The sequence below is a fragment of the Streptomyces sp. YS415 genome (genome assembly GCF_023544665.1).
In the GTDB taxonomy this organism is placed as follows: Bacteria; Actinomycetota; Actinomycetes; order Streptomycetales; family Streptomycetaceae; genus Streptomyces.
Window position 1 is genome coordinate 173280 of the sequence record NZ_JAMJFL010000007.1, and the last position, 26400, is coordinate 199679.

Genomic DNA, 26400 nt, shown 5'->3' on the forward strand with positions numbered 1-26400 from the left:
CGCGGTCAGCGGGGCTGGGGGACCATGAGCAGGCGGCGGGGATGGAGCGTGGTCTCCGGCGCGGTGCGGATCTGGTTGCCGGGCTCGGTGGCGAGCTTCCATTCCCGGGTCACCCCGTCGAGGATGACCTGCAGTTCCTGCCAGGCGAACATCTCCCCCACGCAACCCTTCGAGCCGATGCCGAAGGGGATGTAGGAGGCGTCGACCCTGCCGGGGTTGAGGGAGATCCAGCGGTCGGGGTCGAAGCGGTGCGGATCGGTGTAGCACTCGGGGTCCCGGTGCAGCAGGTACGAGCTGAACACGACGTTCGTGCCCGCGGGCAGCGCGTGGTCGCCGAGCGTGACGTCCGCGAGAGCCTTCCGGCAGGAGATCCACACCGGCGGATAAAGCCGCAGGATCTCCATCAGGAACCGCAGGGTGTAGCCGGGCGCGTCGTGCTCCTGGGCGGAACTGCCGCTGCGCATCAGGTCCTTGAGGAGCCGCTCCTCGGCCACGGGGTTCCTGGACAGCACGTACAGCGCCCAGGACATGACGGAAGCCGTGGTGACCGTGGCCGCGGTCATCGTCATGACCGCCTCCTCGCACACCTGCTCCGGGGTGAGGAGCGGCTTCCCCTCGTCGTCGCGGTCCGTGAGGAGGGCCGCGAGGTAACCACCGGTGCCCTCGGGCCGGTTCGGCAGGTCCGCGATGCAGGAGGCGAGCAGGTCCCGGAACTCCTTGCGCGCGTGGGACAACCGCCGGGACGCCCCCGGCCGCGCCGCCCGGGCCGCCGGCCTCCCGTACAGCGGCTTCCTGATCATTTCCCAGGCCAGGGCGGACAGCCGCTCGCTCAGCGCGGCCGTCGTCCCCGGGGCGAGTCCGGGGATGAGTGTGCTCACCGAGATCGTGCAGGTGATCCTGCACATCTCGGCCTGCACGTCCACGACTTCGCCGGAACGCCAGGCGCAGACGACGTCACGGACGATCTCGCGCATCGTGGGGACGTACTCGTCGACCTTCGCCGACCGCAGGAAGGGATGGGCCAGCCGCCGGTAGTGCCGGTGCATGGCCTCGTCCTCGGAGAGCATGCCGACCCGGCTGAGGTTCCTGGCCTTCCGGAAGAGTTCGCCCTTGCCGTAGTTCTTGCTGTCGCTCACCAATATCCTGCGGACCAGTACCGGGTCCCTGACGAATACGGCGTCGACCCCGTCGACGGTCAGGCGGCGCAGCCGGTGGCCTCTCAGGAGGCTCTCCATCCGGCTGAACCGGAATTCCGGAGCGCTCTGCTCATTCATCGCCGTCATGTCTTCTACACCTTGTCGCGCGCGGCGATGTAGGCGGCGTTGAGACGGCTGACGGGGCGCCAGCGGTAGTAGGACTGGAGCTTGTAGTACTCCTCGCCGGAGGACGTCACGGCGGCGTAGACCATCTTGGGGTCGTCGACGCCGTACGGAACGTTCTTGACGAAATGTTCGATCTTGGTGCCGAGCCGGGCGAAGTACGCCATCGGGTTGTCGGTCTTCACCCCGTAGGAGATGCGCTCGATGTCCGGGGAGTCCCAGTTGTGGGTGGTGTAGATGCCGAACGACTTCTCGCAGAAGGCGAACATCTGATCGCTCGGGCTCGGCAGGCCGAGGTCCCGGTGCATCGCGAGGACGGTGTCCTTCTCGTAGCACTCCGCGGGCGCCCGGAGGTAGGCGTTCATCGTGCGGCTGCGGTAGTCGATGCCGATGACGTCCACCTTGTCGGCCAGGCCGTAGCGGGTGAAGAAGTCGAGGTTCCCGGCCAGGCTCGGTGGCATCGACGGCAGACCGGTGAGCCGGTCCAGGGTCTCGTGCTCCCCCGCCGGGAAATACACCCAGATCTTCTTGAACCCGGTCGTGACCCCGAAGTCGATGCCGTAACTGTCGATGGGGCACAGCTGCTGGAGGTCCGGGAGCAGGCCCGCGATGGGGTGCTCCGGCTTTTCCATCAGCCCTTTTGCCAGGGCTACTTGGTATGGGTCGGTGTCCTTGGGCAGGGTGAAACGCGCGTCGAAATCTCCTTCGTGCCGTGCGTTGGTGGCCACCCGGAAAGCGATCACCGCCTGGGCGAGCTGCTCTTCGAACGCGGTCAGAATGGGCCGGACGACATCGCGTGAAGCGGTCACGTCCAGCAGGCCGGCTGACTTCTCGATGGCGGAGAGGAATCCCGCCACCGAGACATCGACTGCATCCGACATCATTGCTCCCAGGGGTTCGGTTGCGGATCCTGTGGTCCTTGCGCTCACGTGCGCCCGTCCTCGCGACCGGCCTCGCGCCGGTCCTTGAGCCGGTCCGCCAGCGCGAGGCGCTGCACCTTCAAGGTGCCGGTGCGCGGGAGTTCGGCCTCGGGGATCTGGACCGGGTCGGCCAGCTGCGGGAAGTCGGCGACGGCCGTGCGCCAGCGGGCGAGGTCGAGCGGCCGGTCGCCGTGGGTGCACAGCACCGGGACGGCCTCGGCGTCGGGGCCGTGCACCACCACCAGCTCGCTCAGTTCCGGCATCCTGTCGAGGACCAGGTCCTCCACCTCCAGGGAGCTGCGCACCCCGGGGATCATGTCGACCTCGCGGTCGAGCATGTGCAGACAGCCGAACCTGGTGAAGTAGCCGACGTCTCCGGTCGGCCACCAGTCGCCCTCGCGGTTGCTGTCGTAGCGGTCCTGCTCCCCGAAGTAGGTCTTGGCCAGACCCGGCCAGGAGACCTGGATGCGGCCGGGATTCCGCTCCGTCGGCCGGGTGCCGTCGCGGCTGACGACGCGGACCTTCGCCGAACCCAGGGGCATCTGCCAGCCGACGCAGCGGCCGTTGGCCTTGTGGGCGGAGTGCCGGAAGTAGGCGCGGCCGACGGCGGGGCCGACCTCGCTCTGCCCGTAGATCTGGAAGAACAGGGCGCCCGGCCGGTCGGACGACTTCAGCAGCCGGCTCATCGTCCGCGGGTGGATCGCGTCGAAGGTGCTGCTGAAGTACTTCACCGAGGCGAACGGCCTGCGCGGGTCCTCGGCCAGGCCCTCCCACGCCATCAGCGAGTTGGGCAGCGCCTCGATGAGCCCCGGCCGGTTCTCCAGGAGCAGTTCGGCGACCGCGTCGGGGTCCGACTCGTTCATGAGCAGCACCGGCATCTCCTTCAGGAGGGCCAGGGCCATCGCGGCGACGTTCCGGGAGTGCACGAAGGGGATGGCGATCGCCACGTTCTCCCGCTGCCGCATGAGCGAGAGCAGCCGCCACTGCGGCTTGAGCCGGATGCCCTGGGTGCGGGGCGTGTGCACGACCAGCTTGGGCACTCCGGTGGTGCCGGAGGTGTGGGTGATCACGGCGGCCTCGTCGATGGGCCGCACCACGGGCTTGACCCGCGGCGCCCCGGCGAGCGCCGACAGGGAGACGGCCCCCGTCCGCTCGCCGTGGACGACGATCACTTCCCGGGTGAGCTCGGCCAGGGGCAGCTCGGCGAGCGCGTCGAGCTTGTGCTCGTCGGTGAGCAGGTTCGGCCGGTCGACCCGCTGGAGCAGGGCACCGACCGTCAGCGCGTCCAGGCTGGGCGAGAGCAGCACGGGCACCGCGCCGATCCGGGACGCGGCACAGGCCAGCACCCACACATCGGCGTTCGCCTTCTTGTGGATCACCACGTGCGCGTCGGGCCGCACCCCGGCGGCCCACAGACGCGCCGCCAGGTCGTCGACGATGTCGGCGAGCCGAGCGGCCGTCAGGTTCCGGCCGGCCTCGGGCAGTACGTCCAGATCGTGGTCGAGCGTGAGGGGTGTCGTGCCGTTGACGGCCGCGGCCATGGCCGGCAGCAGGCCGATGTGCAGACCGCGCTTCTGGATCGATCGATAGGCCACGGAGCCCTGCATCGGGGCTGCCTCCTTCGGGGGCGTGGGTGGATGGCGTCGCTCAGCGGGCGAGGACCAAGGTGGCGGGCGGCGCCGAGTGGAAGGAGACGCTCGTGAAACCGGCCTTGGTCAGCCACTCCTGGTAGTCGCAGCGGCGCCAGGTGCTGCCCTGCTTGCTCTTGAGGAGCATTTCGGCGGCGAAGATCAGCGGGAAGGCCGGGCCGCCGCGGTCGTCGTCGACCACGTAGTCGTTGACGACGAGGGTGCCGCCGGGCCTGAGCGCCTGCCGGAGCCGGGTGAAGACCTCGACGTTGCTCTCCGGCCCCTCCTGGTGGGCGATGTGCGAGTACACCGCGACGTCGTACTGGGCGGTGCCGAAGTCGGTGCTGTGGAAGTCGCCGTCGACGGTGGTGAACCGGTCGGCCACGCCGCGCTCCGTCAGCAGCCGGCGGGCGATGGCGTTGATCGGCTCCCAGTCGAGCTGGGTGGCGCGGGCCGCGGGGTTGGCCTCCAGCCAGATGCCCGAGTAGACGCCCGAGCCGCCGCCCACGTCGAGGACGGAGATCTCACCGGCACCGGCCAAGCCGAGCAGGTCGGCCGCGAGTGTCGCGGCGGGTATCGACTGTGCGGCGATGGCCGTGACGATCCCTTCCCAGTGCGGGTTGTTGGCCACCTCCACCACCGACTTCGCCACCGGTCCCCCGACCCGGACCACCTCGGCGAGGTCGGCCAGGCTGCCCATGTGACTCAGCTTCAGCTTGGCGAAGCTGCTCAGCGAGGCGGGCTTGCCGTCGACGAGGTAGGCGGACGCCTCGGCGGTGTTGCGGTAGCGGCCGCCGGTCAGCTCGACCAGGCCCACGCTGACCAGCCCGTCGAGCAGGGTCTGCGCTCCCCGCTCGGAGATCCGGGCGCGGTCGGCGAGTTCGGCGGCGGTGTCCGCGCCGTTCTCCAGGTGGGTGAAGAGCGAGTGGGTCGCAGAGGCGGCGAGGATGCCGGTGGCCCAGTAGCCGTTGATCAGCCGCATGACGGTGTCGGGCGACGGCTGAGGGTTGGTCATGCTGCCCCTCCCAGGGTCCGGCCGGACGCCGACCGGAGCGCGCCGCGCAGCGCGCCGGCGACCCGTTCGACCTGGTCCGGGGTGAGTTCCGCGTGCATGGGGATGGCGAGGTTGCGGGCGAACAGGTCCGCCGAGACCGGGCACTTGTGATCCGAACGGAACACCGGCTGCAAGTGGGTCGCCCACGCGCCCTGCCCGCAGCCGATGCCCTGCCCGCGCAGTTCGGCGGCGACCGCCGAGCGGTCCACGCCCGCGTCCAGCGTCACGACGTACGACTGCCAGGCATGGGTGCGGTCCCCGGGCACGTGCGGCAGCGTCAGCAGCTCTTCACCGGCGAGGAGTTCGCCGTACCGGGCGGCGACGGCGTTGCGGCGGTCCAGGAGTTCGTCGACCCGGCTCAGTTGCACCTGAAGGATCGCCGCGGCGATGTCGGAGAGCTTGTAGTTGTAGCCGATCTCGGTGAACTCCGGGATGGGCAGGCCGACGACCTTGCCCAGGTCGAAGATGCTGCCGATGCCGAAGGAGGAGCGCAGCCGCGCGTCGGCCCCGATCTTCGGGTCCCGGGCGAGCAGTGCGCCGCCCTCACCGCTGGTGGCTCCCTTGCGTCCGTGGAAGGACAGACAGGCCACCTCGGCGAGCGCGCCCGCCTGGCGGCCCTGGTAGGTGGCGCCGACCGCGCAGGCGGCGTCCTCGACGACGAACAGGCCGTGGCGGTCGGCGATCGCCTGGAGTTCCGCGTAGTCGGCGGGGATGCCGAGCGTGTCGACCGCGATCACCCCGACCGTGCGGGGCGTGACGAGGTCGGCGACCGCCTGCGGGTCGACGGTGCCGGTGTCGGCGCGTACGTCGGCGAAGACCGGCACGGCGTCGACGTACCGCACCGCCTGCGCGGGCGCCGGGAAGGTGTAGTCGGCGACGATGACCTCGTCGCCCGGCTCGACGCCGAGCGCGAGGAGGGCCAGGTGGAGCGCGGCGCCGCAGTTGCTCACCGTGACGGCGTCCCCGAGGCCGTACATCTCGGCCAGCCGGGCCTCCAGCGCTTTGCCCTGCGGGCCCTGTCCGGCCGGCCAGCCGGACTCGAACACCTCGGCGACGGCGTCGAGTTCGCGCTCGCCGAGGCTGGCGTGGACGAGGGGGATCGGTTGCATCGCGGTCACCTCTCGCTCTGGCCGGGTATGCGGGCGGGCGTCGGCGGCTGGAAGCGCAGCGGGGTGATCTGGCCGACGTCGTAGCGCCGGCGCATCGCCTCCACGGCCGCGGGGTCCACAGCGGTGCCGCGCGACCAGATCTCGGCGATCTCCTCGAAGTACGCCTCGTGTTCGGGCGAGGGGTAGCTCTGGAAGAGCATCGTCACCGGCTTGTCCGTGGCGTTGCGGAACGCGTGCGGGGTGCCGGGCGGGACGAACATGCAGCTGCCCTCGGCGGCGCGGACGACCCGGTCGCCCTTGGGGGACTCCCAGTGGTGCCAGGTGTCGCCGGTGCGCTCGACCGGCTCGAAGCACAGCAGGTCGAGCTCGCCCTCGAGGACGTAGAAGAACTCCTGGGAGCGCTGGTGGACATGGGCGCCGACATCGAATCCGGGCGGCACGACCACCTCGAAGATCGATACGGAGGAGCCCATCTCCTGGGTGGCCTTGAAGGTCACCGACTGCGCCGGGGTGACCAGCTTTCGCCCGGCGCCGGCCGGGAGGATGAGGTCGGTCATGTGCTCCGCTTCCTGTGTGCGCTGCGTTCAGGCGAAGGTCTGCGGGACGCCGTCGGCCGCCCAGGTGCCCAGCGCCATCTCGGCGGTGATGCCGGGGCCGAACCCCGCGATCAGACCGGTGGCACCGGGGGCGGGGGGCTCCTCCTCGAACAGCCTTCGAGCGGCTTCGAGTACGACGGCGCTGGCGATGTTGCCGTACTCGTTGAGGGTCGACCAGCTGTGCCGGAACACCTCGCGGTCGACGTCGAGGAACTTCGCGAGGTCGTCGAGGATCCGCGGACCGCCGGCGTGAATGATGTAGAAGTCGAGCTTTCCGGCGTCCCAGCTGTGGTCCTTGGCCAGTTCGCGCAGGACCGGGGCGAGCGGCTCCATGGTGCCGGGCACCCGGCGGTCGAGCTGGAAGTGGAATCCGGTGTCCTTGACCGCGTACGAGATCCAGTCCTCGGTGTCCGGGATGAGGTAGGAGGCGTTGCGCTCCAGGTCGATGCCGACACCGCCCTCGCCCCGTACGACAGCGGCGGCGACCGCGTCGCCGAACAGGCCGTCGGAGAGCAGCGAGCCGATGTCGTCCGCGTCGGGCTGGTAGCAGAGCGAGCACAGTTCACAGGAGACGATCAGGACGTTGCTGCCGGGGTGGGCGGCGCAGAAGTCGTGGGCGCGGTTGATGGCCGCTCCGCCTGCCGCGCAGCCGAGTTGGGCGATGGGTATCTGCCGGGTGTCGGAGCGGAAGCCGAGGTTGTTGATGAGCCAGGCGGTCAGGGACGGCATCAGGAATCCGGTGCACGACACGTAGATGATCGCGTCGATGTCACGGGTCCTCAGGTCGGCGTTGGCCAGGGCCTGTTCGATGACCTGGGGGGTGCGCTTCTTGGACTCGACCTCGTAGATGCGGTTGCGCGCCTCGAAGCCCGGGTGGTGGAGCGTCTGCTCGATGGGCTGGACGAGGTGCCGCTTCTTGACCCCGGTGTTCCGGATCAGCCGCAGAGCCAGCGGGAGCTGGGGTTTGCCCGCGTGCGCTCTCGTCGCGAATTCCAGGGTCTCTTCCAGGGTGATGACGTGTTCGGGCGCGTTCATCGCCGGCTTGCATAGCCTCGGCATAGCGGGGATCCACTTCCTCTGAGTCTCGACAGCAAGGGCAGTGGAGCGGTGCGCTGATGGCGGATCAGCGAACTGAAGGAGGCCCGCCGAAGCGTCAGGCGGGCAGGAGCAACTCCCGGTCGCTGCCGGACAGCACCGGTCGCGGCCGCGATCGGCCGGGTCACGGGAGGAAGTGTTCGTGCGAAGTGCCGGTCAACTACCCGTGCAGACAGCGGAGTTGGGCTGTTTTCGGGCAGGGTGGGCGTGCGGAAATCGTGACACGGGAGGGGCGCCGACGCCAAGGCGGGTCGGGAGTGACTCAGGTCACATCGCGGCTCGGCGCCGGAATGTCACCGGTCGGCTGCCGCGACGTGTTCGCGCTCATCTCACCCTTTCCCGGTCCGTGCGCCGCGTGTGCGCCGAGTGCAGTTGCTCGACCGACACGCCGAGGTCGGACACCTCCATGCCGGCCCATGCCCTGATCCGCTCGGTGACCTCCCTGCGCACCGCGGCGCACTGCGCCCCGATGTCAGACGGGTAGCCGAGCTCGACGGTGATGTGCAGCCGTGCCTCGCCGAGCACGGCCTGCCGTCCGGCGGGCGACTCGGCGTTCCGTCCTGCACTGGTCGGTTCCGGCGCCCGCTGTACGGATGTGCTCACGTGCGGCGTCCGGCGGCGGGGTGGTACGTGGCCGGCGGACTCGGCGAACCGGCTCAGCGCCTCGCGCGCCACCTGGGCCGCGATCTTCGCGACGACCCGGTCGGTGACGGCAGTCGCCCCGCGCTCCCCGCGGGGGAAGCCCGGACGCTGATCGGCTTCCCCGCTCACCGCCGCCAGTCTTCCCGAGCCTGTCGCCGGTCGTCGCGGATCCGATCCTGCCGGTCCCGGCGGCGGACGAAGTCGCCCAGTTCGAGATCACCCTCCATGAACCGCCCGATGACAAGGCCGATGAGGCCCAGCACCAGCACCAGCAGAAGAGCCCAAAAGTCACCGAAATACGCGGCGAAACCCAGCGTCATTCCAGCCATCAAGCCCACCACGGCCCTGCTCATTTCGCGCTCCTTCACTCAAGCGGGCTGTCGGCCCGGCTACTGGATCCGCGGCCGCTCCTCCCCTTCGTCCTCCTCGTCGGGCAGCTTGACGTCGCTGACCATGATGTTGACTTCCACGACCTCCCGGCCCGCCATCCGCTCCACCGCGGAGATCACGTTCTCCCTCACGTCACCGGCCACGTCCGTGATCGAGACGCCGTAGTCGACGACGATCTCCAGGTCGATGGCCGCCTGCAGCTCTCCGACCTCGACACTGACCCCGCGCGTGACGGATTTGCCGCTGCCCGCGCCGGGCATCCGCTCCCGCACGGATCCCATCGAGCGGGCGAATCCGCTGCCCAGGGCATAGACCCCGCGTACGTCCTGTACCGCCATTCCGGCGATCTTCGCCACCACCACATCGGCGATGGTCGTCCGGCCGCGAGAGGCGGGCGCAGCGCCGAGCTTGACGCCGGTCTTCTCAGTCATCGGGATATTCCTCCCTCACGAGGCCACAGAGCACCTATTACTAGAATTGTATTCTTTTTAGTATCTTTTGCCTTTATACAGAGCGTTATTGCTGCTTCTCCGAGAGGAGCCCCGCAGCCGTGGAGAAGAAGGGCGATAGGCCGGCCAGCTCGACCTGGGCCGGCTGCTCCCGCTCGGCGGGCCCCACGACGGGGCGTGGATCACCGAGCAAGCGGCCGTCCAGGCCCCCGGGGGCGCACTGCTCTCGAGGTGCCCGGTGTCCCTCTGGAGTCCTTGCGCATCGGCTCGGCGCCACTCCAACCCCTGTCCGAGCCGGCCGTCCGTCCGCCGGCCACCAACCCCCGCCAGCCTCAAGCGCATCGTCGCCGCAAGCCCCCGTCATCAGCCTTGTACGCCGACGGCTCCCCGGTCCGGCGCGTCGGAGCGCCTCAGCGCGAGGGCAGCGATGTCGTCATCGAGCCTTCCGCCGCTGTGCCGAAGCAGATCCCGGTGCAGCTGGTCGAGCAGTCCGCGGGGCTGCTCCAGGCCCTGATCCTGCATCCAGTCCGGGAGCGGAAAGAACTGGCCGGCGTGGTCCCGGGCCTCCGACACGCCGTCCGTGTAGAGCAGCAACTGGTCACCCGGGGCGAAGCCGACGCTGTCGACCCAGTAGCGGTCACCGATAAGCGCTGCGAGGTTGAGGGGCGGGGAGGGGCTGGTGGGCTCCAGGACCCGGACCTTCCCGCAATGCGCGATCAGCGGCGGTGGATGTCCGCAGTTGAGAAGTCGCAGGCGGCCGCCGTCGGGCGGGATCTCGGCGAGGAGAGCGGTGGCAAAGTGCTCGGGCTGGTCGTGGGCGGGAAACACAGCACTGTGGCGCGTGACGGTGGTCTCCAAGCGATGGATGATGCCCTGCAGGTCGGGCTCGTCGTACGCGGCCTCCCTGAAACAACTGATCACCGCCGAGGCCACCCCCACTGCGGACAGGCCCTTGCCCCGTACATCGCCTATGAGCAGCCGGACCCCGTACGGTGTACCGATTGCTTCATAGAAGTCGCCGCCGATCCGGGCCTGCTCCTGAGCCGCCAGATACAGCGACTCGATCTCGACGTCCTCGATGCGGCGCGGCAGCGGGCGCAGCAGCACCTTCTGGGCCGCGTCGGCGACGAGCCGGACTTGGAAGAGTATTTCCTCTCGCTGAAGCCGGACATGACTCCCGTATGCAGCCGCCAAGGTGACCGCGACGATTGCGGCCGACGTGTACTGCGTCCCCAGATCGGTATAGAAGAAGCTGAGGACTGTCATGAGCAGGAGGCAGAACACCCCCAACAGGACCGTGGGCAGCACGGGCCACATCGCGGCGGCAAGGGCGGGCGCGGCGGGCAGAATGCGGCTGATGGCGATCTCCCTGGGTGTGGAGAACGCCAGGCCGGCGATGAGGACGGTCAGGACCACGGGTGACAGCCGGGCTGCTTCCCATCGGCCGCTGTAGGCGGGACGACGGCGCCTCAGCCGCGCAGGGGTGATCACAAAAGCATCATATCGACCAAAGCGGGCATCGGGCACGGAGAGAATCACGCACCGCATGCCGGCCTTCGCGGCGGACGGCCCTGTCCGGACGAGCCGACGACATGCAATGCATGCCGCCCGGACTCCCGATGTCGGCCAGGCAAGGATCAGGCAGGCCCTGGCCGCTGGGGATCACCAGTGTCAAAAGAGATCGCATGGCGAGTCGCTTCGCCCGTTTGCAGCACCTATCGGTCAAGCGTGCGATCGGCAAGAGCGCGCGGAGCGTGGCCGGGCAGGTGTTGATCTTCCAGGTGGCTCTCGTGGTGCTGCTGGTGACCTGCGGCATTTTCGCTCTCATCTGCAGTTCGAGCGGGATACCAACGCCGAGGCCAGGCGCCCGCTCCACGGCCGTGGCACAGACCTTCGCACACTCACCAGGCGTCCTGGCGGCATTGGAGACCCCGGATCCGAGCAAGATTCTCCAGCCGCTCACCGAGGCGGCGCGCCGGGCCGCCGACGTCGACTTCATCGTGGTCATGGACACCGAGGGAGACCGTCAACGGCCCGCTCGGGCAGGGCGGGCAGTGTGAAGCAGCCGATGTCGGCCAGGCCGTCCCGGCCGAGATGCCGGAGCACGCGGAAGCGCACGCGGTCGTCGCTGCAGGCACTCGTGAGGTGCTCGCTGTCACCCCATCCCGCACCTCTGCTTTCCGCGGGGCACCCACCCGTGGCCCGCTGCCCGTGTCACCGCCCCGACCTGCACCTACACTGGGCCCATAAGGGATGTTAGTGACAGACCGGAACCGCCGTGCGCTACCAGCGGATGCTCGTACCGGCCCTCGCCCTGGTCCTCGTCATGGTGCCCGCGATCTCCGCGCGGGCCCAGGGTGAGGAAGTCCCGCGCGGCCCGACGTTCGCCGCGCGCGCTCTGCAGGCGCTGATCGACGGTATCCAGTTCGGGGTGATCATCGCGATCACGTCGGTAGGGCTCTCGCTGATCTTCGGAACCATCCACCTGATCAACTTCGCGCACGGTGAGTTCGTGACGATCGGCGCCACCTTCGCGTTCTTCCTCAACGCCTCCGCCGCCGGTCCGGGCTGGCACCTGATACCCGCCGCCCTCGCCGCGGTGGTCTTCGGGGCCCTCCTGGGCGGGGCGGTCGAGCGCGGCATCTGGCGCCCGCTGCGGGCTCGGGGCACCGGGCTGATCAACATGTTCATCGTCACCATCGGGCTCTCGCTGCTGCTGCGCCACGTCGTACTCGTGCTGTACGGAACACGGCCCGCCTCCTACGCCCAGTACGACATCCAGAGCACGATCGGCATCGGACCGGCCGGCATCACCCCACGGGACCTCACCGTCACCCTGCTCGCCGTCCTGGTGCTGCTCGGCATCGCTGCGCTCCTGCAGAAGACGCGGATCGGCACGGCCGTCCGGGCCGTCTCCGCCAACCGTGACCTCGCGGAGGCGTCGGGCATCGACGTGCAGCGGGTGGTGCTGTTCGTGTGGATGCTCGGCGGTGGGCTGGCCGCGCTCGGCGGGGTCTTCTTCGGTCTGGTCGAGATCGTCACCTGGGACATGGGCTTCAAGCTCCTGCTGCTCATGTTCGCCGGTGTCATCCTGGGAGGGCTGGGCTCCGCCTACGGTGCCATGGTCGGCAGCCTCGTCATCGGCGTCGTCGCCCAGATGTCCACCCTGTGGTTCCCGGTCGACCTGCAGTACGCGTGGGCGCTGCTCGTCCTCATCGTCGTCCTCCTCGTCCGGCCACAGGGCATCCTCGGCCGGGCCGAACGCGTCGGGTGAGGGGGTGGCCATGGACTTCTCCGCCATCGTCTCCGACGCCCTGCGCTCGGGAATCGGCCCCATCGCCGCCATCTACGCGCTCGCCGCGATGGGGCTGAATCTGCACTTCGGCTACACGGGGCTCCTCAACTTCGGCCAGGTCGGATTCATGCTGGTCGGCGGCTACGGGCTCGCCATCACGGTGTCGACGTACGACGGCCCGATGTGGCTCGGCGTCCTGGGCGGAATCGCCTGCGCGATCGTGCTCGCCCTGCTCCTCGGCCTGCCCACCCTGCGGCTGCGCGCCGACTACCTCGCCATCACCACGATCGCGGCGAGCGAGGCGCTACGGCTGTTCTACCGCTCCAGCTGGGCCGAGCCGGTCACCGGCGGGGTGTTCGGGCTGCAGCGGTTCGCGAACGACTTCTACGCGCTCAGCCCCATCGAGCCCGGCACCTACGGCGTGTGGCTCGTGAAGTTCAGTTCCCGCGACCTCTGGGTGATGATCGTCGGATGGGCGCTGGTACTCGTGGTCGGAATTCTGCTCGCCCTGCTGATCCACAGCCCCTGGGGCCGTGTCATCCGGTCGATCCGTGATGACGAGGTCGCCGCGCGCAGCCTCGGCAAGAACGTCTACGCGTACAAGATGCAGAGCCTCGTGCTCGGTGGCGTCATCGGGGCGGTCGCGGGCATGATGCAGGCGATCCAGGTACAGTCCGTGAACCCGGACAACTACGATCCGGGCGTCACGTTCTTCCTGTACACGCTGCTCGTGCTCGGAGGCGCAGGGCGGATCCTCGGGCCGGTCGTCGGCTCGATCCTGTTCTGGTTCGTCCTCAGCTTCCTGGACAGCGCGCTGCGCCAGGCCATCGACGCCGAGTACCTCTCGCCGGACCTGATCAGCACCTCGGAGGTCGGCGCGGTGCGTTTCGCCCTGGTCGGGGTCGCCCTGATCCTGCTCGTCGCGTTCCGGCCGCAGGGCATCCTCGGCAGCCGGAAGGAGATGCTGCTCAGTGGCCGCTGACCGTGCCGCGTCCCACCCGGGCCGGCTCTCCGCGATCGATCCCGAGCCGGGGGTGCGCAAGCCCGATCCCCTGCTGGTCCTGGACCAGGTGACCCGCACCTTCGGCGGCCTCGTCGCCGTGCGGGTCGAGCACCTGGAGGTGCAGCGCGGGGCCATCACTGCGCTCATCGGGCCCAACGGCGCCGGCAAGACCACGTTGTTCAACGTGGTGAGCGGATTCGACCGGCCCGACGGCGGCCGGTGGTCGTTCGACGGTCAGCCGCTCACCGGCGCACCGGCGCACCGGGTGGCGCGGCGCGGAATGGTCCGAACGTTCCAGCTCTCCAGGGCACTCGCCCGGCTCACGGTGCTGGAGAACCTGCTGCTCGCCGCGCCCGGGCAACGCGGCGAGCGGGCGCTGCCCGCGCTGCTGCGACCGCTGTGGCGCGGGCAGGAGCGGGAGTTCGAGCGCCGGGCCGACGAACTGCTGGACCGGTTCCGGCTCGGGCCCCTGCGCGACGACCACGCCGGCACGCTCTCCGGCGGCCAGCGCAAACTGCTGGAACTGGCCCGCGCGCTGATGACCCGGCCGGTCATGCTCCTGCTCGACGAGCCGATGGCAGGGGTGAACCCCGCGCTGACCCAGTCACTGCTCGGACACATCACGCGGCTGCGGGACGAGGGGCTGACGGTGTGCTTCGTCGAGCACGACATGGACGTGGTGATGGGTATCAGCGACTGGGTGGCCGTCATGGCCGACGGCCGCCTGGTGGCCGAGGGCCCGCCGCACGCGATCGGCCGGAACGCCGCCGTCGTGGACGCGTACCTGGGCAAGCAGCACGACGAGCCGGAGGCGACCGGGGAGAAGGGCGAGGAGGAGTAGCGATGTCCGCTGAGGAACAGCCGCCGGTACTTGCGGCCGACGGCATCGTCGCCGGTTACATCCCCGGTGTCGATGTGCTGCGCGGATGCAGCGTCGAGGTGCGGCCGGGCGAGGTGGTCGGCGTCATCGGCCCCAACGGCGCCGGCAAGTCGACGCTGGTCAAGGCCGTCTTCGGGCTGCTGCGGGTGCGCGGCGGGACCGTGCGGCTGCGCGGCGAGGACGTGACCGGCAGGCCCGCGCACGAGCTGGTCCGGCGGGGCGTGGGCTACGTACCGCAGCTGCAGAACGTGTTCCCGACGCTGACCGTCGAGGAGAACCTGCGGATGGGGGTCTATCTGCGGCCCAAGGACCACGCGCGGCGGGTCGCGGCGGTCGAGGAGCTCTTCCCCGTACTGGCCGACCGCCGCAGGCAGAAGGCCGGCGCGATGTCCGGCGGCGAACGCCAGATGCTCGCGATGGCCCGCGCGCTGATGATGGAGCCGCAGCTGCTGCTGCTCGACGAGCCGTCGGCCGGCCTGTCACCGATCCATCAGGACCACGTCTTCGACCGGTGCAGAATGATCAACAGCGCGGGCATCGCCGTGCTCATGGTCGAACAGAACGCCCGCAGGTGCCTTCAGCTCTGCGACCGCGGCTACGTCCTCGACCAGGGCCGCAACGCGTACACCGGTACGGGTACGGCCCTGCTGCACGACGAGAAGGTGATCGAGCTCTACCTCGGCAGGCTCGCCCGCGTCCGTTGACTCCCGCCGGTCCTCCCTGTCACTCCTCGGCCTTGCTGGTCTCGGTACGCAGGGTCTGCAACTTTCCTTCGTCGTTGTAGCCGTACACCTCGATCATCGCCTGGCCGGGTTCGCCACTGTCGATGAAGTCAAGCGGCCCGCTCACACCGTCGTAGTCGATGTCCCTGCCGTCGGCGAGCAGCTCCTTGCAGGCGGCGAACGAGTTGCACTTCTCGCCGTCCTTGGTGATCCCGTTCATCTCCTTCACGTACTCGCCCGGGTCGTCGGACTCCGCCTTCTCGGCGGCGAGTGCGATCGTCGTCGCGCAGTCGAACACCTGCGGTGCGAACTGCAGCTCCTTCAGATCCGGCGCGAATTCCTTGAGCTCCTTCACGTACTGCTCGTTCGAAGCCGATGCCGGGGCGGTCCCCTTCATCCCGGAGAGCTTCTCGGGCTGGCCCGGGGCGACCAGCGAGGGCAGCTCCTCACTGCGCAGTCCGTCGGCGCCGTAGACGCCGATCCGGTCGGGCCCGAGTCCGGACTCGATCATGCCCTGCAGGATCTGGGTGCCCTCCTCGAAGGCGATCACCACGGCGGCGTCCGGCCTGGAGTCCTCCACCTGCTGGACGACCTGGTCGAAGTTGGTCGCCTTCGGGTCGTAGGTCTCGGCGAGCGTCACCGTCGCGCCACGCTCCTCCAGCGTCTTGCGGGTGGCCTCCATCAGGCCACGCCCGTAGTCGTCCGCCCGTGCGACAAGGGCCACCCGGTCGTGGCCGTCGTCGCGGACGACATCCGCCAGAATGGGACCCTGCAACGCGTCGCTCGGGACGGTACGGAAGTAGAAGCCGTCATCCTCGTAGTCGGTAAAAGTGGGAGCGGTGTTCGACCCCGAACACTGCACGACGCCCGCTCCGGTCACTCGGTCGATGAACGCCAGCGACATGCCGGAAGCCGCGGCGCCGACTATCGCGTCCACGCCTGCCGCGAGGACCCGGTCCGCCGACTGCACGGCAACGGCCTCTTGGCCCGCCTCGTCACTGGAGACCACAGTCGGCACGGACTTGCCCAGGACCCCGCCGGCGTCATTGATCTTCTGTATCGCGAACTTCAACGACTCGATCTGGGGTGGGCCGAGGTAGGCCAGCTGGCCAGTCTCCGGCAGGACGTAGCCGAACTGGAGCTCACCGTCGCCCGGCTCGGCCTGGGCGGTGCCCGTCGTACCGCAGACGGCTATCACCAGAGCAGCCGCGCTCGCGAAGATCGCGGACCGCCGTATCGACGCTTTCATCTCCGCCTCCGCTCGTGACAGCGGCGGTGGTCGACTGGCCGGCCATCCGCCCGCCATCTGTAAACATGAGCGTAGAACGCCTTCAGAGCCCGGAAAAGAACAAAACATACATATTTGCGATTGGCTGCGCTCCTCGCCCCGTCCGGTCAGCGCCGGCGCCGCACCCAGGGCGATCAGGGCCGTGCTGCCGTCGAAAGTGCCGGGGAGCAGGACGGCGGCGCCCACGAAGCGAGCGGTCCAGGGATCGGCGAGAGGTCCTGCGGGGTGGCGCGCCGGGCGACCCGGCCGTCCCGTACGACGGCCACGAGGTCGGCGGTGGACAGTGCCTCCTGCTGGTCGTGGGTGACGAGCACGGCCGTGGCGCCGGTCGCCCGCAGCGCGGACCGTACGTCCGCCCGCACCCCTGCCCGCAGTGTGCTGTCGAGGGCGTTGTACGGCTCGTCGAGCAGTACGAGTCGGGGTCGCGGGGCGAGCGCTCGGGCCAGGGCGACGCGCTGTTGCTGACCGCCGGACAGCTCGTGCGGCATGCGGTCGCCGTAGCCGGCGAGGCCGACCAGATCGAGCATCTGGTCCGTGGTGTGCCGCCTCTCGGAACGGTCGACGCCGGTCAGGCCGAAGGCGATGTTGCGGGCGACGCTCAGGTGCGGGAGGAGGGCGCCTTCCTGCGGCACGATGTCGATGCGGCGCCGCTCCGGCGGGAGGAGGGCGCCGGGCCCGCTCAGCAGTCGGTCGCCGAGCCTGACGGTGCCCGCGTCGGCGGGCAGGAACCCGGCGACGACCCGCAGCATGGTGGTCTTGCCGGAGCCGGAGGGGCCGAGGGCCGCCGCCGACTTGCTTGCGGGGACTGTGAGTTCGAGGCCGCGCAGAATCGGCTCCCCCGGATCCGTAGGACTTGGTGAGCCCTTCGACGTGTAGTTCGTTCATGTCCGGTGCCTGCCCAGGAGGTACGAGGGGACGGCGGCCAGCAGGATCAGCGCGGCGGCGTACGGGGCGGCTGCCGCGAAGGAACCGGCGCCGTTCTCGGTCCACAGCCGGGTGGCCAGGGTGTCCATGCCGGTGGGGCGCAGCAGGAGCGTGGCGGGCAGTTCCTTCATGCGGACCACGAAGGTGAGCACGGCCCTTGCGGCCACGCCGGGGTGGCCAACGGCACGGTGACGTCACGCAGCACCTGCCACGGCCGTCGCCCGAGTGACCGGGCCACGTCCTCCAGGACACGGCGGCGCGTGCAGCACGGCCGCGCGGGTGGCGGCCACCGCGACCGGCAGGAACAGCACGGCACAGGCGGGCCGTGACCGCAGCCTTTCGCGAAGCCGCACGCCGACCACGGCCGGCCCGACGGCCAGAGCGGACGGGACGTTCCCGCGGGAAGACGTTGGTGCCGCTCGCGGGCTCAGTGGAGTGCGGATCGCGCGCCAGAACATCGAGTCCGGCGAACGGTTGGGCCGCCCGCGGGTGGGTGCCGGCAAGAGGTCCTCCACAAGGGGGATGACATGGGACTTCAACTCGGCACGGGAGCGAGCACGCCACCGTCAGATCACCCCTGACTTCGCGTCCTGGGATAGCCGTCATCTCGACACTCTTCAAGCCAGTGTGCCGCCGCTCCGCCATCGGACATGGCGGCCCGACGCATAGCTACGGCCTGAACTATGGTGTCCCACCACATGTGCGCCTGACCTGCACGTTTCTACGGTGTGCGAAAACATGCCCGTCCCCACCGCACACGAGGAAGTGGCGCACATGGCCTCCGCAGCAACCGCTCCACCAACCCCCGCCAGCCTCAAGCGCATTGTCGCCGCAAGCCTCATCGGCACCACCATCGAGTGGTACGACTTCTTCCTGTACGGTGCCGCCGCCGCCCTGGTCTTCAACACCCTCTTCTTCCCCGACTCGGACCCCCTGGTCGGCACCCTGCTCTCCTTCCTCACCTACGCCGTGGGCTTCGCCGCCCGCCCCATCGGCGCCCTCGTCTTCGGGCACTACGGCGACCGGCTGGGCCGCAAGAAACTGCTGGTCCTCAGCCTGATGCTGATGGGCGGCGCCACCTTCGCGATCGGGCTGCTGCCCACGCACGACACCATCGGCACCGCCGCTCCGGTGCTGCTGACCGTGCTGCGACTCGTCCAGGGCTTCGCGCTCGGCGGTGAGTGGGGCGGCGCCGTGCTGCTGGTCTCCGAGCACGGGGACGCGCGGCGGCGCGGGTTCTGGGCCTCCTGGCCGCAGACCGGGGCGCCCGCCGGTCAGCTTCTCGCCACCGGCGTGCTGGCCGCGCTGACCGCACTGCAGAGCGACGCCACCTTCGAGTCCTGGGGCTGGCGCGTGCCGTTCCTGCTCTCCGGCGTCCTGGTGATCGTCGGCATGTGGATCCGGCTGTCGGTCGACGAGTCGCCGGTGTTCAAGGCGGCGCTGGCACAGGCCGAGGCACGCAAGGCCGAGCAGGTCGTCGAGAAGGCGCCGCTGGTCGCCGTGTTGCGGCACCACTGGAAGGACGTGCTCATCGCGATGGGCGCGCGCATGGCCGAGAACATCTCCTACTACGTGATCACCGCCTTCATCCTGGTGTACGCCGTGGAGCACACCGGGCTGGAGAAGCAGACCGCCCTGAACGCCGTCCTGATCGCCTCCGCCGTTCACTTCGCGGTGATCCCGGGCTGGGGCGCGCTGTCCGACCTGTGGGGCCGGCGTCCGGTCTACCTGCTCGGCGCGCTCGGGATGGGCGCATGGGCGTTCCCGTTCTTCGCCCTCGTCGACACCGAGAGCTTCGGCCTGCTGATCCTCGCGGTGACGGTGGGCCTGGTCTTCCACGGGGCGATGTACGCACCCCAGGCCGCGTTCTTCTCGGAGATGTTCGCGACGCGGATGCGCTACTCGGGTGCGTCGATCGGCGCGCAGTTCGCCTCCGTCGCGGCCGGCGCTCCGGCGCCGCTCATCGCGACGGCGCTGCTGGTGAAGTCCGACGGCTCGACCCTGATCTCGCTGTACCTGCTGGCCGCGGTGGCCATCACCCTCGTCGCCCTCCTGGCGGCCCGCGAGACCCGCCACCGCGACCTCGCCCAGATCGGCGCCACCTCCTCCGAGCAGGACGACGCCCCGGACACCGCCTCGGACACCGCCCCCGGCACCGCCTCGGTCCGCTGAGGGGCCCGGCCCCCGAGCACTCCGCCCCCGGCCGGCATCCCGGTCGGGGGCGGAGCCATGTCCTCGGCGTCCTCGGGCCGTCTACCGCGTCAGCCAGTGCAGCCGCAGCGCCATCTGGATCTCCAGCGCGCGGGCGGGGGTCTGCCAGTCGTCGCCGAGGAGGCGGCCGATGCGTTCCAGGCGCTGGGCGACGGTGTTCACATGGACGTGCAGGTCGTCCTTGGTGCGCGCGGGGCTCATCCCGCTGGCGAAGTAAGCGTCGAGGGTGCGGACCAGGTCGGTGCCGCGCCGTTCGTCGTAGGCCACGACCTGGCCGATGGTGCGGTCGACGAAGCCGGTGATGTCCCGGTCGCCGGAGAGCAGCAGTCCGACGAAGCCGAAGTCCTCGGCGGCGGCGCCGTCGCCGCGCCGGCCGAGCAGCCGCAGGGCGTCGAGGCAGCGACGGCCCTCCTCGTAGGCGGCGGCCACGGCGTCGGGGTAGGTGGCGAGGTCCTCCAGCGGAGCGGAGGCGCCGACGGTGACCGGCTCGTGGACGGCGGTGCCCAGATGGTGGGCGGTGCGGCGGGCCAAGGCGGTGGCGGTGTCGCCGGCGTCCAGGGGCAGCAGCAGGACGGTGCCGCCGTCCCGGGCCGCGGCGAGGCCGTGCCGGGTCGCGGCGAGGTGCGAGGCGGCGGACCACAGGCGCCGACGGGCGGCGGCCTCGTGGTCGGCGTCGGCGGCGGGGCCGTCGAGACGGGCGGCGAGCACCACATGGGTGGCGTCCAGGTCGGCGTCGAGCCGGGTGGCGCGCTCGCGCAGCAGGCGCGGGTCGCGGTCGCGGCCGTCCAGCAGGTCGTCCAAAAGCTCGCCGCGGACCCGCTGTTCGGCCTCGGCGGCCGAGCGCCGGGCGAGCAGCAGCAGCGAGGTGACCATGGCGGCGCGCTCCAGGGTGCGCTGGTCGACGGGGTCGAGCCCGGGATGGCCGCGGAGCACGAGCGCACCCAGCAGTTCACCGCCCGCGGACACGGCGGCGATCCAGTCCTCCTGGTGCCGTACGGCGTGGCCCTCCGCGCGGGAGGACTCCAGCGCGCGGGCGGGGGCGTTCTCGGTGAACTCCACCGTTCCGTCGAGGACTTCGGAGACCGCCGCGGCCACGTCGTGCACCCCGCCGCCGCGCAGGACGAGTTCGGCGAGCCGGTCGTGCACGTCGGAGGCGCGCTCGATGACGGCGCTGCGGTCCCGGATGATCTCGTTGGCCCGTTCCAGATCGGCGAGGGCCGAACGGGTCTCGGTGAGCAGGTTGGCGGTGTCAATGGCGGCCGCGGCCAGGGCGGCGAAGGAGCCCAGAAGCGCGATCTGCTCCCGCTCGAAGACCCGGGCCCGCCGGTCCGCCGCGAACAGTACGCCGATGACGTGGTGCCCCAGCATCAGCGGCACCCCGCAGATCGCCACCAGTCCCTCGTCACGGACCCCTGAGTCGATGCTGAGGGTGTGCCGGAACCGGTCGTCCTGGAGGTAGTCGTCGGTGACGTAGGGCCGTGCCGTCTGGGCGACGAGGCCGCCGAGCCCCTCCCCCATGCCGAGGCGCAGCTGCTGGAAGCGGGCGGCGACCGAGCCCTCGGTGACCCGCATGTAGGTGTCGCCTCGCTTGGGGTCGTTCAGGCTGAGGTAGGCGACATCGGTGCCGAGCAGCGACCGGGCGCGCTGCACGATCGCCTGCAGCACGGCGTCCAGGTCCCGCAGCCCCGCGAGGTCATGGGCGGTCTCGAACAGCGCGGACAGCTCGGCCTCGCGGCGGCGCCGGCCCTCCAGCTCCGAGCGGACGCGCAGCGCGCGCAGCTTGGCCGCCTCCAGTGCGGCGATCCGCTCGGCGGGCTGTCCCTCGGCGCGGGCGAGCAGCACCGGCTGCTCGTAGGCGTCGGCCGAGGCGCCCCGGGCCAGCAGTTCGAGGAACGGCGCCTCCGCACCGCCGTCGGGCAGGGGGCCGGCCGGGCGCTCGTCGGACTGCACGTGATCGCGGGACATGCTCACAGGATTCCTCATCACACCACCACCGGGTCAGCCCCTGTGGACAACCCGCGTCCCGCGACCGCTCAGTGCGCGGTCCAGCCGCCGTCGAGGACGAGCGACGTACCGGTCACGAAGGATGCCTGGGGACTGCACAGATATGCCACCGCCTCGGCGACCTCGTCCGGTTCGATGAGCCGCTTGAGCGCGCTGTCCTGGAGCATGACGTCGGTCAGGACGCGTTCCTCGGGGATCCCGTGCGCCCGGGCCTGGTCGGCGACCTGCTTCTCGACCAGGGGGGTGCGCACATAGGAGGGGCACACGCAGTTCGAGGTGACGCCGTGGGAGGCGCCTTCCAGGGCGGCGGTCTTGGACAGGCCCTCCAGACCGTGCTTGGCGGACACGTAGGCCGCCTTGTAGGCGGAGGCGCGCAGCCCGTGCACGGAGGAGATGTTGACGATACGGCCCCACCCCTGGCCGTACATATGGGGCAGGGCGCCGCGGATGAGCCGGAAGGGCGCCTCCAGCATCACGGTGAGCACCGTGTGGAAGACGTCGGGCGGGAACTCCTCCAGGGGCCGCACCAGTTGCAGTCCCGCGTTGTTGACGAGGACGTCCGTGCCGGCGGCGACGAGTTCGGCGGCGTCCAGGTCGGTCAGGTCGAGGGGGTGCGCTTCCACGGCGCCCGCGAGGCCCCGGCACTGCTCGGCGAGCGTCTCCAGGCCGGCGGCGTCCCGGTCGACCGCTCTGACCTTGGCCCCGGCGGCGGCGAGCCGCAGTGCGCAGGCGCGGCCGATGCCTCCGGCGGCGCCGGTGACAAGGGCGGTGCGGCCGCCGAGGTCGAGGAGGGGGGCGGGGGGTGCCGGGCGGGCGTTGGACGCGGTCATGCCCCGACCCTAGGCACCGCTTTCGCCCCGCCCCATGTGGTCAGAACCCATACTTCATTCGAACGTCGTGGGTTCGAACCATGTGGGTTCGTCGGACAGGGCCTGTTTGATGCGGAACAGCTGGCGCTCCCCCATCGGGGGCAGCGCATCCACGGCGTACCAGCCGACGTCCAGGGATTCGTCGTCGTTCACGCGCGCCTCGCCGCCGACCGCCCGGCAGCGGAAGGTGATGTCCATGAACTGGCACCGGTCGCCGTTGGGGTAGGCGACTTCCTTCCCGGAGCGGATGAGCACCACCCGCTCCACGACGCAGCGCACTCCCGTCTCCTCGTACACCTCGCGCACAGCGGCGGTCGCGGGCTGCTCACCGGGGTCCGGGATGCCCGAGATCACCGTCCACTTGCGGTTGTCCGCGCGCTGCCCCAGCAGGACCCGCCCGTCGTCGTCGAAGACCACGGCGCTGACGCCGGGCAGCCACAGGAGCTGGTTGCCCGCGGAGGCCCGGATCGTGCGGATGAAGTCAGGTGTCGGCATGCCCTCGACCCTAACGGGCCGGTGCGGTCCGCCTCTTGCGCACTCCGGCGCCGGCCGCCCAGCCGAGTCCGCCCGCGGCGACCAGCACCAGGGCGATCTCCGGCAGGATGCCGAGCCGCGTGGCAGGCGTCCGGGAGGAGCGCAGCGGCACCTCCTGCACCAGGGAGTCGGCCACGAACATGCCGGTCCGCTGGGTGATCGTGCCGTCCGGCATGATGATCGCGCTGACGCCGCTGGTCACCGGGACGGTGACGGTCCGGCTGTGCTCGACGGCCCGCACGCGGGACATGGCGAGCTGCTGGTAGGTCATCTCGCTGCGGTCGAAGGTGGCGTTGTTGCTCGGCACGGAGATCAGCTGCGCGCCGTCGGTGACGGTGTCGCGCACCGCCCAGTCGAACGCCGCCTCGTAGCAGGTGGCCAGGCCCACCTTCGTGCCGTCGATGCTGAACACACCCGGTTCGCTGCCCCGGCTGAAGTCCTGGCGGACCATGGACGTCCAGTCGGAGTTGATCGCCCCGATCAGCGACCGCAGCGGCAGGTACTCGCCGAACGGCTGGATCTGCCGCTTGTCGTAGGTCTGGAGCGGGCCCTGGGCCGGGTCCCACAGGATCTGCTCGTTGAGCAGCCGGCCGTCCCGCTTCACCACTCCGCCGACCGAGATCGGCACCCCGACGGCCTTGGCAGCCGCGTCGATGACCGCGCGCGCGTCGGCGTTGGCGAAGGGGTCGATGTCGGAGGAGTTCTCCGGCCACAGCACGAAGTCGGGCCGGGCGACCTTGCCCGCCTCGACCTCGGCGGCCAGCCGCTCGGTCTCCCGCGCGTGGTAGTCGAGCACGGCCCGGCGCTGGGAGTTGAAGTCGAGGCCCGCGCGGGGGACGTTGCCCTGCACGACCGCCACGGTCACCGTGCCGTTCTCGGCCTTGTCGCTGACCAGGGGCCGGGCGGCCAGCGCTCCGGCGACGGGGACCGCGACGCTCAGCAGGGCCACGGCGGCGGCCGACCGCTGGACGGCCCCGGTGCGCTGCCGCCGTACGACGAGCCGGACCGCTTCGTACAGGCCGAAGCCGCACAGGACGACCGCGAAGCCGAGCACCGGGGTGCCGCCCACGGCGGCGAGCGGCAGGAAGACACCGTCGGCCTGGCCGAAGGCGATCTTGCCCCAGGGGAATCCGCTGAACGGCGCACGCGCGCGTGCCGCCTCACCCGCGACCCATAGGGCCGCGGCCCAGACGGGCCCGCCGGGCAGCCGGGAGACCGCGGCGACACCCACGCCGACGAGCGCGACGAACACCGCCTCGATGACGACCAGCGCGAGCCACGGGCCGGGGCCCACCTCCACGCCCGTCCACACCAGCAGCGGGAGCAGGAAGCCGAGACCGAAGAGGTAACCGAGACCGAACGCCGCCTTCCGGCCCCGGCCGCGCAGCACCCAGGCGAAGCCCGCGAAGGCCGGCAGGGCCAGCCACCACAGGGTGCGCGGCGGGAAGCTGACGTAGAGCAGCACTCCGGAGAGCGCCGCGGTGAGAGGCGGGAGCAGGCGGGCGAGCCACACCCGGCGCGAGGCGGGCGCGAGCGGCTTCACCTGGTCCGACTCGTCCACGGGAGTTGCGGTGACGGTCACTGTGGGAGTGTACGGCGGCCTGCCCGGGCGCCGACAGCGCGGCCCCGAGGGCGCCGGCCCGGTGTGCCGCAACGTTCCTGCCCAAGACGTCCACAAATCGTCCATCAGCCGTTACGGTGTGCCGGAGCAGGTGTCGTTCGAGCCGGTCAGCGCCATGTCGGAACGTTTCGTCATGGTTCGGGGGCGTCCGGGTAGCGGGGGTCGGGGTGGGTGCCACGGGGATGACGTCTACGGCCGGTGCCGACGGCGCCAGTGACATCGGAGAGAGACGAAACGTTTCTGACGCGGCTGGTGTCGTCGTGCTCGGCGCCTGCGCCGCCTGGTCCCTGGTCACGGCGACCGTGCAGGACGGCCGGCCCGAAGGTGTGCTGCTCGCGATCCTGGCGGTGGCCGCGGGGTACGCGGCCGGGCGGATCGGCGGAGCGCTGCTGCCCGTCGCCGCACCCGGCGCCGCCGCGCTGGCCGGACTCGCCCTGACGGTCACCCTCCCGCAGATCGGTCCGGATCCCGAGATCGTGCCCCCACTCGGCCAGGCCGGTGCCACGGCCGCCCTGCTCACCCTGTCCGCGGGCGCCGCCTGCTGCGCGGCCTGGGCCACCACCGCGCCGGCCCTGCGGCTCGCCCTGCGGCTGCTGGCTGCGGGCATCGCGGTGACCGCGGCCGCCCTCGGCTCCACCACCGGCTTCGTCGTCTGCTCCGCGGTGCTGCTGGGCTCCCTCGCCGCCGGCCGGATGCACCACCGCGGTGTCGGGGTCGCGGGACTGGCCGTGGCCACGGCCGTGGTGACCGGCCTGACCTGGGCGGTCGCCGGACGGGCGGTGCCGGACGGGTTCGCCGCTTCGGTGGAGGGCCAGCTGACCGGACACCGCCTTGAGCTGTGGCACGACGCCTTGGACCTGGCCCGGCAGGACGCCGCCCTGGGCGTGGGGCCCGGCCGGTTCGGCGAGCTGAGCACGACGGCCACCAGCACGATCCTGTCCGACGGCAAACCGCACTCGGCGCCCTTGCAGCAGGCGGCCGAGCAGGGCGTCGTCGGGGTGGCGCTGCTGGCGGCGGCCTTCTGCTGGGTGCTGTTCGCGCTCTGGCGCGCTCCGCGCCCGACGCCGGTCGTGCTCACCGCGGGTGCGGCGCTGACGGGCCTCGCGGCGATCGCCGCGGTGGGCAACGCGCTCAGCTTCACCACGGTGTCCGTGGGCGCGGGGCTGCTGGCCGGGGTGGCCACGGCCCGCCCGCTGCCCGAAGCGCCGGCCGAGGCTCTGCCGGATGCGCGCCCGCGCCGCTCGGCGTGAGATTCAGTGCGCGGTGCCGGGCGTACCCGCGCGCAGCCGGTCCCGGATGACCCGCACGGCGGCCTCGGCGTCGTCCACGGTGATCGTGAACGTATGCCCGTCCCACAACCGCAGAACGATGCCCTCACCACGCCGTACGACGACCGCGGTGCCCTTCTCCGGCCGCCAGCGGTAGCCCCAGCCGCCCCAGTGGCGCGGGGTGACCAGCGGGGCGAAGTCGGCGCCCGCGACATGCGACAGCGGGATGCGGCGGCGCGGCACCCCCATGTGGCCGCAGCGCACCTCCAGGCACTCCATGTCGACCTTCAGGGCGACATGCACGAACGCCAGGGTGCCGAAGAGCACCAGCAGGCCCGCCGCGATGCAGCCGACGACGGCCATCGCGAGCGGCGCGACGCCGGAGGTCCAGGCCGAGTCGACGGCCAGCTCGACACCGAGCGCCATGCAGGCGGCGCCGATCAGCGCCAGCAGCCACTGGATGCGGTTGGTGGCGCGTCCGGTCCAGACATCGGGGTGCGGCGCGTGCTCCGCCCGGGGGTGCTCCCTCATGGCAATGAGGTTACTCAGGTTTCGCTGCGCTGCTACCTCGTAGCGCAG

The 26400-nt window shown here is 70.7% G+C and carries 24 protein-coding genes and 2 pseudogenes; 7 read left to right on the top strand and 19 right to left on the bottom strand.

The features are described 5' to 3' along the window. Window positions 1-5 precede the first annotated feature (5 nt). From M8H82_RS11450 to M8H82_RS11500, 11 genes are all read right to left on the bottom strand, one after another. The gene (locus tag M8H82_RS11450) at window positions 6-1283 is read right to left on the bottom strand and encodes a cytochrome P450 (RefSeq protein WP_250072844.1); all 1278 of its coding nucleotides are present in this window, start codon (window positions 1281-1283) and stop codon (window positions 6-8) included. 5 nt (window positions 1284-1288) lie between these two features. Next, window positions 1289-2200: an aromatic prenyltransferase gene (locus M8H82_RS11455; RefSeq protein WP_250072847.1), complete on the bottom strand. Its 912-nt coding sequence runs from the start codon at window positions 2198-2200 to the stop codon at window positions 1289-1291. Between the two features lie 44 nt (window positions 2201-2244). After that, a complete protein-coding gene (locus M8H82_RS11460) occupies window positions 2245-3846 on the bottom strand; it encodes a class I adenylate-forming enzyme family protein (RefSeq protein ID WP_250072849.1) in 1602 nt (533 codons plus the stop codon). 40 nt (window positions 3847-3886) lie between these two features. After that, complete coding sequence (locus tag M8H82_RS11465) at window positions 3887-4882, bottom strand: class I SAM-dependent methyltransferase (RefSeq protein ID WP_250072852.1); 996 nt, start codon at window positions 4880-4882, stop codon at window positions 3887-3889. Further along, the gene (locus M8H82_RS11470) at window positions 4879-6030 is read right to left on the bottom strand and encodes a DegT/DnrJ/EryC1/StrS aminotransferase family protein (RefSeq protein WP_250072853.1); all 1152 of its coding nucleotides are present in this window, start codon (window positions 6028-6030) and stop codon (window positions 4879-4881) included. The genes M8H82_RS11465 and M8H82_RS11470 overlap by 4 nt, the downstream gene beginning before the upstream one ends. Before the next feature lie 5 nt (window positions 6031-6035). Further along, window positions 6036-6587: a cupin domain-containing protein gene (locus tag M8H82_RS11475; RefSeq protein ID WP_250072854.1), complete on the bottom strand. Its 552-nt coding sequence runs from the start codon at window positions 6585-6587 to the stop codon at window positions 6036-6038. A 27-nt stretch (window positions 6588-6614) separates the two neighbouring features. Continuing rightward, window positions 6615-7685 (bottom strand): type III polyketide synthase, encoded by a 1071-nt coding sequence (locus tag M8H82_RS11480; protein ID WP_250072855.1) that lies wholly within the window; start codon window positions 7683-7685, stop codon window positions 6615-6617. A gap of 360 nt (window positions 7686-8045) precedes the next feature. Then, entirely contained in the window at window positions 8046-8492 is a 447-nt protein-coding gene (locus M8H82_RS11485) for an Asp23/Gls24 family envelope stress response protein (protein ID WP_250072856.1), read from the bottom strand. Beyond that, window positions 8489-8716 carry a hypothetical protein gene (locus M8H82_RS11490; protein WP_250072859.1) on the bottom strand — a complete coding sequence of 76 codons (228 nt, stop codon included), beginning with the start codon at window positions 8714-8716 and terminating at the stop codon, window positions 8489-8491. Before M8H82_RS11490 ends, M8H82_RS11485 begins: the two co-directional genes overlap by 4 nt. 36 nt (window positions 8717-8752) lie before the next feature. Further along, complete coding sequence (locus tag M8H82_RS11495) at window positions 8753-9184, bottom strand: Asp23/Gls24 family envelope stress response protein (protein WP_250072861.1); 432 nt, start codon at window positions 9182-9184, stop codon at window positions 8753-8755. A gap of 381 nt (window positions 9185-9565) precedes the next feature. Further along, a complete protein-coding gene (locus tag M8H82_RS11500; protein ID WP_374211653.1) occupies window positions 9566-10618 on the bottom strand; it encodes a PP2C family protein-serine/threonine phosphatase in 1053 nt (350 codons plus the stop codon). 269 nt (window positions 10619-10887) lie between these two features. Here M8H82_RS11500 and M8H82_RS11505 point away from each other — a divergent pair, with 269 nt between their 5' ends. The 5 genes from M8H82_RS11505 to M8H82_RS11525 all read left to right on the top strand — a co-directional run bounded on the left by M8H82_RS11505 (window position 10888) and on the right by M8H82_RS11525 (window position 15084). Next, complete coding sequence (locus M8H82_RS11505; RefSeq protein ID WP_308293247.1) at window positions 10888-11262, top strand: hypothetical protein; 375 nt, start codon at window positions 10888-10890, stop codon at window positions 11260-11262. Between the two features lie 218 nt (window positions 11263-11480). Beyond that, window positions 11481-12476: a branched-chain amino acid ABC transporter permease gene (locus tag M8H82_RS11510; RefSeq protein WP_250072863.1), complete on the top strand. Its 996-nt coding sequence runs from the start codon at window positions 11481-11483 to the stop codon at window positions 12474-12476. 10 nt (window positions 12477-12486) lie between these two features. After that, window positions 12487-13479 carry a branched-chain amino acid ABC transporter permease gene (locus M8H82_RS11515; RefSeq protein WP_250072864.1) on the top strand — a complete coding sequence of 331 codons (993 nt, stop codon included), beginning with the start codon at window positions 12487-12489 and terminating at the stop codon, window positions 13477-13479. Beyond that, a complete protein-coding gene (locus M8H82_RS11520) occupies window positions 13469-14341 on the top strand; it encodes an ABC transporter ATP-binding protein (protein WP_250072865.1) in 873 nt (290 codons plus the stop codon). Before M8H82_RS11515 ends, M8H82_RS11520 begins: the two co-directional genes overlap by 11 nt. A 2-nt stretch (window positions 14342-14343) precedes the next feature. After that, window positions 14344-15084, top strand: coding sequence for an ABC transporter ATP-binding protein (locus M8H82_RS11525; protein WP_250072866.1), 741 nt, complete (start codon window positions 14344-14346; stop codon window positions 15082-15084). 19 nt (window positions 15085-15103) lie between these two features. On the opposite strand, the gene M8H82_RS11530 is transcribed toward M8H82_RS11525, so the two are convergent. From M8H82_RS11530 to M8H82_RS11540, 3 genes and pseudogenes are all read right to left on the bottom strand, one after another. Next, a complete protein-coding gene (locus tag M8H82_RS11530) occupies window positions 15104-16351 on the bottom strand; it encodes an ABC transporter substrate-binding protein (RefSeq protein WP_250073075.1) in 1248 nt (415 codons plus the stop codon). Window positions 16352-16486: 135 nt separating this feature from the next. Then, window positions 16487-17275 (bottom strand): annotated as a pseudogene (locus M8H82_RS11535) (ABC transporter ATP-binding protein); the annotation flags it as partial. After that, window positions 17272-17634 (bottom strand): annotated as a pseudogene (locus M8H82_RS11540) (ABC transporter permease subunit); the annotation flags it as partial. The pseudogenes M8H82_RS11540 and M8H82_RS11535, both read right to left, overlap by 4 nt. 454 nt (window positions 17635-18088) lie before the next feature. Here M8H82_RS11540 and M8H82_RS11545 point away from each other — a divergent pair. Continuing rightward, entirely contained in the window at window positions 18089-19486 is a 1398-nt protein-coding gene (locus M8H82_RS11545; protein ID WP_250072867.1) for an MFS transporter, read from the top strand. Window positions 19487-19567: 81 nt separating this feature from the next. On the opposite strand, the gene M8H82_RS11550 is transcribed toward M8H82_RS11545, so the two are convergent. The 4 genes from M8H82_RS11550 to lnt form a co-directional block, all read right to left on the bottom strand. Further along, window positions 19568-21490 carry a GAF domain-containing protein gene (locus tag M8H82_RS11550; RefSeq protein WP_250072868.1) on the bottom strand — a complete coding sequence of 641 codons (1923 nt, stop codon included), beginning with the start codon at window positions 21488-21490 and terminating at the stop codon, window positions 19568-19570. A gap of 68 nt (window positions 21491-21558) precedes the next feature. Next, window positions 21559-22359 (bottom strand): 3-hydroxybutyrate dehydrogenase, encoded by an 801-nt coding sequence (locus M8H82_RS11555; RefSeq protein WP_250072880.1) that lies wholly within the window; start codon window positions 22357-22359, stop codon window positions 21559-21561. Window positions 22360-22413: 54 nt separating this feature from the next. Further along, window positions 22414-22893 carry an NUDIX domain-containing protein gene (locus M8H82_RS11560; protein WP_250072882.1) on the bottom strand — a complete coding sequence of 160 codons (480 nt, stop codon included), beginning with the start codon at window positions 22891-22893 and terminating at the stop codon, window positions 22414-22416. 10 nt (window positions 22894-22903) lie between these two features. After that, entirely contained in the window at window positions 22904-24514 is a 1611-nt protein-coding gene (lnt, locus tag M8H82_RS11565; protein WP_250072891.1) for an apolipoprotein N-acyltransferase, read from the bottom strand. A gap of 221 nt (window positions 24515-24735) precedes the next feature. Here lnt and M8H82_RS11570 point away from each other — a divergent pair, with 221 nt between their 5' ends. Next, a complete protein-coding gene (locus tag M8H82_RS11570) occupies window positions 24736-25803 on the top strand; it encodes an O-antigen ligase (RefSeq protein WP_250072893.1) in 1068 nt (355 codons plus the stop codon). 3 nt (window positions 25804-25806) lie between these two features. Here the strand turns inward: M8H82_RS11570 and M8H82_RS11575 are convergent, their stop codons facing one another. Next, a complete protein-coding gene (locus tag M8H82_RS11575) occupies window positions 25807-26352 on the bottom strand; it encodes a hypothetical protein (protein ID WP_250072895.1) in 546 nt (181 codons plus the stop codon). Window positions 26353-26400 lie beyond the last annotated feature (48 nt).